This window comes from Burkholderia sp. S-53 (genome assembly GCF_025560745.1).
Classification (GTDB): Bacteria; Pseudomonadota; Gammaproteobacteria; order Burkholderiales; family Burkholderiaceae; genus Burkholderia; species Burkholderia pyrrocinia.
This window is the reverse complement of record NZ_CP090484.1, coordinates 3,349,225-3,361,469: the sequence shown is the minus strand read 5'-3', so window position 1 is coordinate 3,361,469 and position 12,245 is coordinate 3,349,225. Positions and strand designations below refer to the sequence as shown.

The window sequence follows — 12,245 nt, the reverse complement described above, 5'->3', positions numbered from 1 at the left end:
GATCGGCGTGGCTCCCTTCCACGTGGATGGCGCCGTGCGCGTGCGCGACGGCGTCTGCCCGCCCGGCGCCGCATGGCGACGCCGCCGGGCGCCCGTTCGTCATCCTACGCCGGGCGCGCATTGCCTGCAGCGGAAGGCCGGATCGCGACCGCGACGTCAGAGCGATGCGCGCGGTGTCGTCGCGTAGCGTCGTTCGTAGACCGACTGGCAATGCGTGCAGCGTTCGGCAGTCGGGCGCGCGAGCAGGCGCTCATAGCCGACCGACGCATCGCAATCGATGCATTCGCCGTAGCTGCCGTCGCGCATCCGCTGTTGTGCGCGTCCGACCGCACGCAGTTCGGTCAGCTTCATGCCGATCAATGCATGATCGACGTCGACGAACAGATCCGCGTTCGCCTCGTCGCCCTCGTCCGGCGACGCGCCGGCAAGGTCCGCATAGGATTCCGACGCGCGCTGGTCTTCGCTCGTGCGGATCTCCGCACGCAGCGTCTGCTCGCTCTCTTTCAGCCGCTGTTGCAGCGTCTGCCGTTGTTGTTGGTCGAGCGCCATGGCCGTCTCTCCTGTTCCGGGTTCCGCGCGGAAAGTGTGGCGCGCGGTGTCGCGCCGGTGCGCGGCGGGCAGACACGACCGGCGCCGCCGCGCCCGGATGTGCGCCCGGACACATGAAGCGCCGGATGCATTCGACGCAGGATAAACCCATTGAACGCGCGTGTGTTGACCGGAATCAGCGCGACGCGCGGCGCTCGCCGCATGCGTGCGGAAACTGGGGACGGATGCGAAAACGCGGCTTCGCCGATTTCGGCTGATACAAACGCCGCGGGAATCGCTCGATACGCGACTAGCGTTGCGTCATTGCGCGTCAGGCATCGGCACGAACGATGTCGAGCAATGCGCGCGCCGAACGCTGCCAGCTGTAACGCCGTGCATGCTCGCGGCCCATCGTGCGCAGCCGCGCACGCAGTTCGGGATCGTCCATCACGCGTGCGATCGACGCCGCGATATCCGGCGGCGAATACGCATCGCAGAACAGCGCCGCGCCGCTGCAAACCTCCGGAAGTGCACCCTCGTGCGACACGACGACGGGGCAGCCGCACCGCATCGCCTCGAGCGGCGGCAGCCCGAACCCTTCGTACAACGATGGAAATACGAAGCAGCCGGCGTGCTCGTACAGCGCCTTCAGTTCGCCGTCGGTCACGTAGCCGGCCCACGTCACATACGGGTCGTCTTCGCGCAAGCCGGCTGCCCGTGCGCCGAAGATCTTCGCATTGGCGCCGCCCGCAATCACGAAACGCAACGTCGGGTGCGACTCGCGCATCAGCGCGATCGCGGCCAGCGCGCGCACGAGATTCTTGCCGGGCGCGAGCGACCCGACGAACAGCACGTAGCGGTCCGTCTCCAGATTCAGCCGCGACAGCACGGCGGGATCGGCATCGATCCGGTCGATATGATCGACTGCGCCCGGCACGACCTTCACGCGTGCAGGCGGCACGCCAAGCCGCGCGGCCAGCCGCGCCCGCGAAAAATGCGAGACCGTCACGATATGGCGCGCGCGCCGCTTCAGGATCGCGAACGCGAAGCGATACCAAAGACGAAACGCGAGCGAATAGCCGGCCGGCAGATCGAAAACCGCCGCATCGTGAATCATCAGCAGTTGATCGCGCTTCGCCAGCGGCCCGATGTTGCACAGGCTCAGCAAGGTCCGGCCGCGCGTCGTGCGCGGCAGCGTCCATTGTTCCCAGAGCGCGCCGTGCCGGCGATCGGAGGTCTGCGACCGCGCGCCGGCCGGCAATGCCGCCGGATCGTGATCGGACGGCACGACGAGCGCCGGCGCATCGTCGGCGCTCGCGAGGCGCGCAAGCTCGGCCGTCAGTTCGTATGCCACGCGCTGAACGCCCGTCATGCGCTGCGCAGTGAATTTCCCGTTGATTGCGAGGCGACGCAACCGCGCGGCAAGCGAGGCTGTGCCGACGCCCCGTTCCGCGCGCGCTTCCTGCAATACAGGTACGCTTCGCTCCCGAATCGACGTTGACATGATCGTACTGTTCCGATGGCTGCGGCGCGCTTGCGCGCCGCCGGACACCCCGTTACGCGGGATGCTGCTGTGCCGTCAGTGTGTTCGCCGCCCGCGATGCGGTCGGTACGTTCGACCGCACAACGCAGCGCTTTCCGGACGATTCGCGATCCTCAGAATGCGTTGCGACCGATGAAGCCGCGCACGACCGTCAACAGGATGATCTTCATGTCGAACCAGAAGCTCCAGTTCTGCATGTAGAACAGATCGAACTTCACGCGCGCGGCCATCGCCTCGACCTTGCGCGTCTCGCCGCGATAGCCGTTCACCTGTGCCCATCCGGTGATGCCGGGCCGCACGCGGTAGCGGTACATGTAGCAGTCGATCAGCTGCCGATAGAAGTCGTCGTGCTCGATCGCGTGCGGACGCGGGCCGACGACCGACATCTGCCCGAACAGCACATTGAAGAACTGCGGCAGCTCGTCGAGCGACGTGCGCCGCAGGAACGCGCCGACGCGCGTGATGCGCGAATCGTTGCGCGACGCCTGCCGCAGGACGCCCGGCTGTACGCGATGCACGCGCATCGTCCTGAACTTCAGGATGTCGAACTCGCGGCCGTCGACGCCCTTGCGACGCTGCCTGAACAGCACGGGCCCCGGCGACGACAGCTTGACCGCGATCGCCAGCATCGACAGCAGCGGCAGCAACGGAATCAGTACGCCGAACGCGAACAGCCGGTCGAACGCGAACTTCGCCCACAGCTCCGGCGCGGAGCGCGGCGTGGTCGCGAGATTGATCGCGGGCATGCCGAGCACGTCGGTCGCCGAGCGATCGACGACCGCCATCTGCCGCACGTCGGGCAGCAGCCGCAGCTCGACGAATTCGTCGCGCAGTTCGCGCACGATGCGCTGGATCCGCCACTCGTGCGACATCGGCAGCGTCAGCCATACCTCGTCGATCTCGCCGCCGCGAATCATGTCGCGCAACGCATCCCAGTCGTCGATCACCGGCACGCCGCCGATGCCGCCCGCGGCGGCCGGCGCATCGTCGTCGAAGACGCAGGCCGCCACGAACGGGCCATTCGACGCGAGCTGCATCCGCTCGATCGCCACGCGCCCGTATGCGGTTGCGCCGACGACGGCCACGCGGCGCTGCCGCGTGCGCGGGTCGTTACGTGTCAGCGCGAGCAACAGCAGCGCGGCGCGGCCGAGCAGCAACGCCGCATCGCCGGCCAGCACCGTGCGCGCGATCCAGCGTGTCGTGACCGTGCCGCCGCGGTTCATGATCCACATCGTGCCGCCCACCGTCAGCGCGCTCGCGCAGACGACGGCCACCATCGTCTGCGTCAGTACGTGCGTGCCGCCATGCGGCGCCACGCCGCCGCGTGCGGTGCGCAGGTAGCGCGGCAGCAGCGCCACGGTCAACACGCACAGCAGCGCGATCGAGCCGCGCTGCGCATCGGACAGCGCCCGCCACGCCAGGCCCGACGACGCCTGTGCCGCAAGCGCCCCTGCCAGCACGAGCAGGACGTCGGCCGCCGCGATCGCGGCACGCCGCAACGTATTCGTTCCACCGGACATCGACTGCATCTTCACGCACCATGTGCCGGGAATCCGCAACGTACCTCCGGCATGCGGGGGCGCACCGGCGTCGGCCGTGTATTCCCGCGCGTGCCGAGCAGCCTGCGATAGTCGGCGCGAATCAGGTCGTAGCATTCGCATGCGTGATGTTCGAGGCCGTCGCGGTCGAGCACCGTAATGCGGCCGCGGCGCTGCCGGATCAGCCCGGCTTCCTGCAGGTTGCCGGCCGCTTCGGTCACGCCCTCGCGCCGCACGCCGAGCATGTTCGCGATCGTCTGCTGCGTGACGGCCAGCTCGTCGCCGTCGATGCGGTCGTGCGCCAGCAGCAGCCAGCGGCTGAGCTGCTCGCTGACCGAGTGATGCCGGTTGCACAGCGCGCTGCGCGAGATCTGCGCCATCGTCGCCTGACAGTAGTTGAGCAGCAGCCGGTAAGTCTCCGGCGACCGCTCGAATTCGCCGCGCATCACGCAGGTCGGCACGCGATAGGCCATGCCGCCGATGCGCACCTCGACCCGGTTCGACGCGGCGACGCCACCGACCAGCGTGCCAAGCCCGACCACGCCCTCGCGGCCGACCACCGCCACCTCGACCATCGCGCCGTCCTCCATCAGATGCTGCACCGACATCATTGCCGTCGTCGGGAAATGCAGATGGCGCATCGGCTCGCCGACCCGGTCGAGCATGCCGGCCTTGATCCTGACCAGTTCGAGATGCGGTGCAATGGTGCGGATGCTGTCCTCCGGGAGGGCATCGAGGATGGCATTCGCCGAGTAGCTCGAGTGAAGATGAAGCATGTCTGTATCCCTTTTATCGTCCGCGCCGCCTGCAGCCGCGTGCACGGAACTCGTTATCGCGATGCGCGCCCGGACGAAGACAGCGGTTGCGGCCCACAACCCTGATTCCGACTGACCATTGGCATTCGCCGCTGGATTGAGTCGACCGTCCCGTTTCGACACGCCAGCCCGAATAAGCGATTTACGTGCCAATACCCGCCCATCCTTAATATATGAATCACGTCCGTTTTAGATCGATCGAATAACCGGTCAAAAACCCAAAAAAGCGTCTCATTTCCGGACACTCTTCCGCACAACGGACACAGCACCGCATTCGCCTGATCAATTCACGCAACGAATCGAAGCCGCCGCAGCGGTGCCGCGAGGCTTGCCGGTCATATATTTACAGTCGATTTTCAATTGTTTCCGCGATGCACCGGACAGCATGCGACAGCGCCTCCACGCGCTACACGGACGTTTGAAACTGTCTCAAATTTGAATCGATGCACTAATTCACGGCTTTGTAATCTACCGCACACATCGCCCACAAGCCATTGATCCCATTGACAAATCATGCAATCCCGATTTATTTGTCAAATAATGTTCAATGTGCTCGCGGCACTTTCCCTGTACGTTACTCGGCATCGAACGATTGATTCCCGATCGGCATCGAATGGCTGGCAAGCGTGCAATTCCGTTCCCGGATGATTAATTTATCTAAAATGAATCATTAAATCCGGATGACATTTTCACCCAATCAAAATCGTCAAACTTTGTGAAATGACGCAGCGTGCAATTGCTTGAATTCAATTGCGTGCTAGCCTTTCCGCAGCATCGTCATTCGAATTTCGATGAACACAAGTCCGCACGAGCGTGCGAAATTCCCTTTTCAAGGGTATCGCCGCGACGGCGCGTGACCGCCACCCTACGAGGATGCGCCGTGACTCACCAGGCCCCCGACGCCGTCGCGCACGCGAACGGCATGATCGAGCTTTCCCACAGCTTCGATGCGAACCGGTTTCTCGCGGCCGTCGACCGCGACGAACTCGCCACGCTGGTTCCCCACCTTCAACTCGTTCACCTGAAATCGGGGCAAGTACTCTGCGAACCCGGCGAAATGCTCGCCGCGGTCTACCTGCCCGTCACGACGGCGATTTCGCTGCAGTACGTGTCGTCCGGCGGCATGACGCTGGAGGTCGCGGAGATCGGCAGCGAAAGCGTGGTCTGCGACGACGTGATCGGCGGCAGCGGCCGGATGCCGTGCCGTGCCGTCGCCTGCCGCGACGGCTTCGTCTACCGGCTCGACCGGCGCGTGTTCGCGGCCGCGTTCGACGCGTCGCCGGTGATCCGCCATCTCGTATTCGTCTGCGTGCGGCTGCTGATGGCGCAGGTTTCGCAGATCACGTTCTGCAGCCGTCATCACGTGCTCAAACATCAGTTGTGCAGATGGTTCCTGCTGGCGTACGACCGCACGCGCAGCATCGAGATCCAGGTCACGCACAGCATGCTGGCGCAGATGCTCGGCGTGCGGCGGGAAACGGTCACGGACGCCGCCGGCGAAATCCAGAAGCTCGGCCTGATCCGGCAATACCGGAGCTCGATCGAGCTCGCCGACCTCGACGGCCTCGAGAAGATGTCGTGCGGCTGCCGCGCGATCGTGCGCGACGAGATGAAGCGCATCCTGTCGGCCGATTCGGGCGTGCCGGCCGCATCGCGTGCCTGATTGCCGCGCCGATTGCCGTGCCTGATTGCCGCGCCGGTTCGTGCGGCGCATGCGTGCGGGGTTAGCGGTTTGTAGGGTGGCGAACAGAACGCCGTGCGTGCGAATGGTCTACTGATGCCGGACTGCCGGGGGGATGTCAGCGCGATGCGCGCGTCTGCCCGAGCGGACGACACCACGCACGCCGGAGCAGCACGTGAAAAACGAAATCAGAACCATCCTCAAACACGTCGCCCACCTCGAAGCCGCGATCGATTCGATCGGCGACGGGGACGACCTCTACGAAGCAGGCCTCTCCTCGCTCGACACGATCCAGCTGATGCTCGCGATCGAGAAGCAGTTCAACATCGAGATTCCCGACGAGATGCTGAACCGCAACCTGTTCCGCAGCATCGACGCACTCGCGGACACGATCGCCACGCTGCAACGCACCGAGCATTCCGCATGAGCGCGCTGCTTCCCGAACTCGCGGCCGACAGCGAATCGCATCGGCTCGACGAGGCCGCGCACGCCGTCGCACAGATCGCCGCGCAGCACGCGGATGCGGTCGACCGCGACGCGCGCTGCCCCGTCGAGGCGATCGAGGCGATGCGCGCGCGCCGGCTGCTGGGCGCGATGGTACCGGCCCATCTCGGCGGCGCGGGCGCGACGCTGGAAGAGATCGCTTCGGCCTGCTCGATCCTCGGCCAGGCCTGCGCATCGTCGGCGATGGTGTTCGCGATGCACCAGATCCAGGTCGCCTGCATCGTCAATCACGCCGTCGACCAGGGCTGGCACAAGCTGTTCCTGCAGCAGCTCGTGCGCCACCAGTGGCTGCTCGCATCGGCCACGTCGGAAGACGGCGTCGGCGGCAACCTGCGCGCGAGCCAGTGCGCGCTTGAAATCAACGGCGGCGAGTTCCGTCTGCGCAAATCCGCGCCGACGATCTCGTACGGCGACTACGCGGACGGCATCCTCGCGACCGCGCGACGCGACGCGGACGCGCCGGCTTCCGAACAGGTGCTCGTCACGCTGCTGCGCGACGGCTATACGCTCACGCGCCGCGGCGAATGGGACACGCTCGGGATGCGCGGCACCTGCAGCAACGGCTTCGTGCTCGACGCACAGGGCGCCGCGGTTCAGTGCCTGCCGGTGCCGTTCGCGAAGATCGCCGAAGAAACGATGGTGCCTGTCTCGCACATCCTGTGGGCTGCGGTCTGGATCGGCGTGGCGGGCGATGCGTTCCATCGCGCACACCAGTTCTTCCGCGCACAGGCACGCCAGACCGATGGCGCGCCGTCGCCCGCGTCGCGGCGCATCGCCGAATCGCTCGCGCTGATGCAGGCAATGCAGGCCCGCGTCGACAACGTGCTGCGGCTCCACGCGAATACGTCGACTCGCTCCTGGTCGGCCGGCATGGCCTGGGCCGCCGAGATCAACACGCTGAAGACCTACGTGTCGACGACGGCGCTGGAAGTCGCGTACCAGGCGATGATGATCTGCGGGATGGCCGGCTACAAGCAAGGCACGCCGTTCAGCATCGGCCGCCACATTCGCGACCTGCACGCGGCGCCGCTGATGATCAGCAACGACCGCATTGCCGCCAATACCTCGAGCCTGCTGCTCGCGCTGCGTCCTGCGACGCTGGAGAAACATTCGTGAACGATCGCCTCGCCGTGCCCTCCACCGCCCCTACTCCCGCCGACGCGCCGCTCGACCGCGCGGGCGTCAACCCGCTGCGCGACGAGCTGATCGACGCCGGGCTGCTTGTCTCGACCGGCATCCAGGGCCTGTTCGGCCGCAGCGAACGGTTCGAGCGTGTCGTCGAAGCGCTCGACGCGTTCGTCACGCGCCTCGGCGCCGACCAGCAGGCCGAAGTGCTGCGCTTTCCCCCGGCGATGAGCCGCACCGAGTTCGAACGCAGCGAATACATGAAGAGCTTCCCGCAGCTCGCGGGCAGCGTGCATGCGTTCTGCGGCGACGAGCACCAGCACCAGCGCCTGCTGCAGTGCCTCGATCGCGGCGACGACTGGACGGAAAACCAGAAACCGACCTACGTCGTGATGACGCCGGCCGCGTGCTACCCGGTCTATCCGGTCGTCGCACGCGCGGGCGCACTGCCCGGCGACGGCCGGATCGTCGACGTGTTCTCGTACTGCTTCCGCCACGAGCCATCGCTCGATCCGACCCGCATGCAACTGTTCCGGATGCGCGAATACGTGCGGATCGGCACGCCCGAGCAGATCGTCGCGTTCCGCGAGACGTGGATCGAGCGCGGCACGCGGATGATCGACGCACTGCGCTTGCCGAACGCGATCGATCTCGCGAACGACCCGTTCTTCGGGCGCGGCGGCAAGATCGTCGCGAACAGCCAGCGCGAGCAGAACCTGAAGTTCGAGCTGCTGATCCCGATCGAGCACGACGACCGCCAGACCGCGTGCCTGAGCTTCAACTACCACATGGACCATTTCGGGCTGCTGTGGGACATCCGCACCGCGACGGGCGACGTCGCGCACACGGGCTGCGTCGGCTTCGGCCTCGAACGGCTGACGCTCGCGCTGTTCCGCCACCACGGCTTCGACATCGACGCGTGGCCGCGCGACGTCCGCGACGTGCTGTGGAGCGCGCAATGAGATTCGTTTCCCGCGACGACGAAGACGGGTCGTTCGACGACGTGCGCCACCGCGCGCGCCACTACCGGCCGCACCCGCTGCACAGTCAGGAGATGGTCTGGAAACAGACCAACTGCTACGTCGACATGTGGCTCGAGGTGCTCCGGTGGTGGGGCTTCAATCCGTACGCGGCGCTGCCGTTTACGATCGCGCTCGATTTCGAGGGCGACCAGTTCACGTTCTTCAAGTTTCCGCACGACGAGCTGGAGCGGCTCTACGGGATCGTCGTGCAGGAGCACTCGATCTACGAGCCGCTCGACCAGCACATCGAAACGCAGGTCGCGCGCGGTCACCTGATGATCGTCGAGGTCGACGCGTGGTTCCTGCCGGACACGCGCGGCAGCAGCTATCGTACGCAGCACACGAAGACGACGATCGGCATCGACGCGATCGACCGCGCGAAGCGCCAGATCGGCTATTTCCACAACAGCGGTTATTACGTGGCCGAGGATTTCGACTACAACGGGCTCGTCGGCGGCAGTTCGCCGATGACGCTGCCGCCGTACGTCGAAATCGCGAAGCGGCGCTTTGCGCCGCTCGACGAGCGCGAGCTCTGCGACGCATCGCTCGCCGCACTGCAGCGCCACCTGCGGCGCCTGCCGGTCGTCGATCCGATCGGGGCATTCCGGCGGCAGTTGCAGACCGATGCGAAGACGCTCGCCGATGCGCCGCTCGAACACTTCCATGCGTACTCGTTCAATTCGGTGCGGCAGCTCGGCGCGAATTTCGAACTGTTCGGCCATTACGCGCGCTGGCTGCAGGCCAGCGGTTGCGTCGGGCCGTTCGCGGAGATCCGCGCCGCGTGCGACCGCATCGCGTCGGAAGCGATGGTGCTGGAGTTCCGGCTCGCGCGCGCCTGCGCACGCGGCAAGGAGGAGCGCGGCGATTCGACGCTCGAAGCGATCGGGGCCGCCTACGTCGACCTCGTCGCCTGCGCACGGCAGATCGGCTCGCCGCTGCGGCACGTGACGCCCGCGCGCAGCGACGCGGCGAGCGTGCCGGTCATGCGGTGACGCGCGCGCGTGCCTTGCCCGCGTGGTCGATGCTGGCGACGGCTGCAGGCGCTGCGCAGGAACCGTGCGACCTCCCGGCCGCCGGCGACGGCTGGATCGCCGCACCCGTGCCCGGCACGGTCGCGCAGGCGCTCGCGCTGGCCGGCCGGCTCGACGAAGCGGCGTCGCTCGACGAATGCGACCACTGGTACCGGATCGAGCTGCGCGGACGCGGGCCGCGCGTGCTGCGCTTTCACGGCCTCGCGACGCTCGCGCAAGCGTGGTTCGACGACACGCCGATCCTCTGCTCCGACAGCATGTTCGTCGCACACGACGTTCCGGTGTCGCTCGACGGCACGCACCGGCTGACCCTCTGCTTCCGCGCGCTCGCGCCGCACCTGCGCGACGCGCGCGCGCCGAGCCGTGCGCGCTGGCGCACGCGGCTCGCCGAGCCGGCGGCGCTGCGCACGGTCCGCACGTCGCTGTTCGGGCACATGCCCGGCTGGTTTCCGCCGTACGTGCCGGCCGGCCCCTGGCGCCCGGTCGACGTGCTCGATCCGGCCGACGGCTTCGTTCCGGTCGATTGCGACCTGCGTGCACGCATCGACGGCGACACGGGCTGGCTCGATGCGGAACTGACATTTTCCGCGCCGTTGCCCGACGCACTCGCGGCACAACTGTCGTGCGGCGAACACCACGCGACGCTCGAACGCGCCGGCGCCGACCGTTTGCGTGCAAGCGTCGCGGTACCCAACGTGCGCCGCTGGTGGCCGCATACGCACGGCGAGCCGGCGCTCTACGAGATCGCGCTGCATATCGGCGACAAACGGCGGCCGCTCGGCTCGACCGGCTTCCGCACGATCGAGATCGATGCCGGCGCCGACGGCAAGGGTTTCGGGCTGCGCATCAACGGCGTGCCCGTGTTCGCGCGCGGCGCATGCTGGAGCAGCGCCGCGCCGCTCGCGCTGCATGCGGACGACGCGACCTACGGCCGCCTGCTCGGGCTCGCGCGCGACGCCGGCTTCAACATGATCCGCGTCGGCGGCACGATGACCTATGAGGCCGACGCATTCCACGCATGGTGCGACCGGCTCGGGCTGCTGGTCTGGCAGGATTTCATGTTCGCGAACTTCGACCATGCGCTCGACGATCCCGCGTTCGCGGACAACGTCGACCGCGAAGCGAATCAATTCCTCGCGCGCCACAGCGCATCGCCGTCGCTCGCGGTGCTGTGCGGCGGCAGCGAAATCGCGCAACAGGCGGCGATGTCGGGGCTCGGACCGAAGCAGCGCTTCCTCGAGCTGACCGCCGAGCGGCTGGCCGGCCACGCGGCCGCGCGCCGGCCCGACGTCCCGTACGTGCCCGATTCGCCCGACGGCGGCGTGCTGCCGTTCACGCCGCGCGAGCGCGTGTCGCACTACTACGGCGTCGGCGCGTATCTGCGCCCGCTCGACGACGCGCGCCGCGCGGACGTGCGCTTCGCCAGCGAATGCCTCGCGTTCGCGAACGTGCCGTGCGACGCGACGCTCGCCAGCCTCGGCTGGCCCGGCGTGCACGAGCCGCGCTGGAAGGCGGCCGTGCCGCGCGACCCCGGCACGTCGTGGGATTTCGAGGATATCCGCGACCACTACCTGCAGACGCTGTACGACGTCGAGCCCGACCGGCTGAGGCGTGAGGATCCGGCACGCTACTTCGAGCTGTCGCGGGCCGTGATCGCGGACGTGATGCGCGAGACGTTTTCCGAATGGCGGCGCACCGGCTCGCGCTGTGCCGGCGCGCTCGTGTGGCAGTTCCAGGACGTGATGCCGGGCGCGGGATGGGGGGTGATCGACGCCACGCACCGGCCGAAATCGGCGTGGTATGCGCTACGCCAGGTACTGCAGCCCGTGCAGGTGCTGCTCGTCGACGAAGGCTTGAACGGGCTCGACGTGCACGTGGTCAACGAACGCCCGGCGCCGCTGTCGGCGGCCGTCGAGCTGGTCGCGCTGCGCGACGGCCGCACGCCGGTCGCGCGGGCCGGTTGCCCGGTGCGGATCGCCGCGCACGATACGGTGCGGATCGGCTCGGCCGACTTGCTCGGCCGGTTCTTCGACTGGACCTATGCGTACCGTTTCGGGCCTTGCGAACACGACACCGTCGTCGCGACGCTGCGCGCCGACGACGGCACGCTGCTGTCGCAGGCGTTCCATTTCCCGTCCCGCACGCATCCGGCCGTGCTGGCGCGCCGCGAACTCGGGATCGAAGCGTGCGTGTCGCGCGCTGGCGATACGTGGCATGTCGACATCGACACGCGCCACGTCGCGCGCCACGTGCAGATCGACGCGCCCGGATTCATGCCGCGCGACGACTGGTTTCATCTCGCACCCGGCACGCCGGCGCGCGTCGCGCTCGTTCCGCTGGAAACTGCCGGGAAGATTCAGGATGCGGACAGCGGGCCGCCTGTCGTGGAAATCCGCGCGGTGAACGCCGCGCGAACGGTGCGCGCCACACCGGCCGGTTGACGCGACGCTAGCGGGCC

Annotated in this window: 10 protein-coding genes; 6 read left to right on the top strand and 4 right to left on the bottom strand. The window is 67.4% G+C overall.

The window, feature by feature from the left end; all coding sequences use genetic code 11:
- Positions 1-156: 156 nt before the first annotated feature.
- The 4 genes from LXM88_RS37085 to LXM88_RS37070 all read right to left on the bottom strand — a co-directional run bounded on the left by LXM88_RS37085 (position 157) and on the right by LXM88_RS37070 (position 4,385).
- A complete protein-coding gene (locus LXM88_RS37085) occupies positions 157-549 on the bottom strand; it encodes a TraR/DksA family transcriptional regulator (protein ID WP_262544418.1) in 393 nt (130 codons plus the stop codon).
- Positions 550-859: 310 nt separating this feature from the next.
- A complete protein-coding gene (locus LXM88_RS37080) occupies positions 860-2,032 on the bottom strand; it encodes a glycosyltransferase family 4 protein (protein ID WP_262544417.1) in 1,173 nt (390 codons plus the stop codon).
- 152 nt (positions 2,033-2,184) lie between these two features.
- Positions 2,185-3,591 carry an undecaprenyl-phosphate glucose phosphotransferase gene (locus LXM88_RS37075; RefSeq protein WP_262544416.1) on the bottom strand — a complete coding sequence of 469 codons (1,407 nt, stop codon included), beginning with the start codon at positions 3,589-3,591 and terminating at the stop codon, positions 2,185-2,187.
- Positions 3,592-3,602: 11 nt separating this feature from the next.
- Complete coding sequence (locus LXM88_RS37070; RefSeq protein WP_262544415.1) at positions 3,603-4,385, bottom strand: Crp/Fnr family transcriptional regulator; 783 nt, start codon at positions 4,383-4,385, stop codon at positions 3,603-3,605.
- A gap of 919 nt (positions 4,386-5,304) precedes the next feature.
- Here LXM88_RS37070 and LXM88_RS37065 point away from each other — a divergent pair.
- From LXM88_RS37065 to LXM88_RS37040, 6 genes are all read left to right on the top strand, one after another.
- Positions 5,305-6,087, top strand: a complete 783-nt coding sequence (locus LXM88_RS37065) for a Crp/Fnr family transcriptional regulator (protein ID WP_262544414.1) — start codon at positions 5,305-5,307, stop codon at positions 6,085-6,087.
- Positions 6,088-6,280: 193 nt separating this feature from the next.
- Positions 6,281-6,532: an acyl carrier protein gene (locus tag LXM88_RS37060; protein ID WP_006490451.1), complete on the top strand. Its 252-nt coding sequence runs from the start codon at positions 6,281-6,283 to the stop codon at positions 6,530-6,532.
- Complete coding sequence (locus LXM88_RS37055) at positions 6,529-7,725, top strand: acyl-CoA dehydrogenase family protein (protein ID WP_262544413.1); 1,197 nt, start codon at positions 6,529-6,531, stop codon at positions 7,723-7,725. The genes LXM88_RS37060 and LXM88_RS37055 overlap by 4 nt, the downstream gene beginning before the upstream one ends.
- Entirely contained in the window at positions 7,722-8,696 is a 975-nt protein-coding gene (locus LXM88_RS37050) for an amino acid--[acyl-carrier-protein] ligase (RefSeq protein ID WP_262544412.1), read from the top strand. The genes LXM88_RS37055 and LXM88_RS37050 overlap by 4 nt, the downstream gene beginning before the upstream one ends.
- Positions 8,693-9,748 carry a DUF1839 family protein gene (locus tag LXM88_RS37045; RefSeq protein WP_262544411.1) on the top strand — a complete coding sequence of 352 codons (1,056 nt, stop codon included), beginning with the start codon at positions 8,693-8,695 and terminating at the stop codon, positions 9,746-9,748. Before LXM88_RS37050 ends, LXM88_RS37045 begins: the two co-directional genes overlap by 4 nt.
- Positions 9,745-12,228 carry a glycoside hydrolase family 2 protein gene (locus LXM88_RS37040; RefSeq protein ID WP_262544410.1) on the top strand — a complete coding sequence of 828 codons (2,484 nt, stop codon included), beginning with the start codon at positions 9,745-9,747 and terminating at the stop codon, positions 12,226-12,228. Before LXM88_RS37045 ends, LXM88_RS37040 begins: the two co-directional genes overlap by 4 nt.
- The last annotated feature ends 17 nt before the right edge of the window (positions 12,229-12,245 follow it).

Bases quoted from the DNA above. Each gene is read 5' to 3' on its own strand.
- LXM88_RS37085 (WP_262544418.1), bottom strand. From the start codon at position 549: ATGGCGCTCGACCAACAACAACGGCAGACGCTGCAACAGCGGCTGAAA.
- LXM88_RS37080 (WP_262544417.1), bottom strand. From the start codon at position 2,032: ATGTCAACGTCGATTCGGGAGCGAAGCGTACCTGTATTGCAGGAAGCG.
- LXM88_RS37075 (WP_262544416.1), bottom strand. From the start codon at position 3,591: ATGTCCGGTGGAACGAATACGTTGCGGCGTGCCGCGATCGCGGCGGCC.
- LXM88_RS37070 (WP_262544415.1), bottom strand. From the start codon at position 4,385: ATGCTTCATCTTCACTCGAGCTACTCGGCGAATGCCATCCTCGATGCC.
- LXM88_RS37055 (WP_262544413.1), top strand. From the start codon at position 6,529: ATGAGCGCGCTGCTTCCCGAACTCGCGGCCGACAGCGAATCGCATCGG.
- LXM88_RS37045 (WP_262544411.1), top strand. From the start codon at position 8,693: ATGAGATTCGTTTCCCGCGACGACGAAGACGGGTCGTTCGACGACGTG.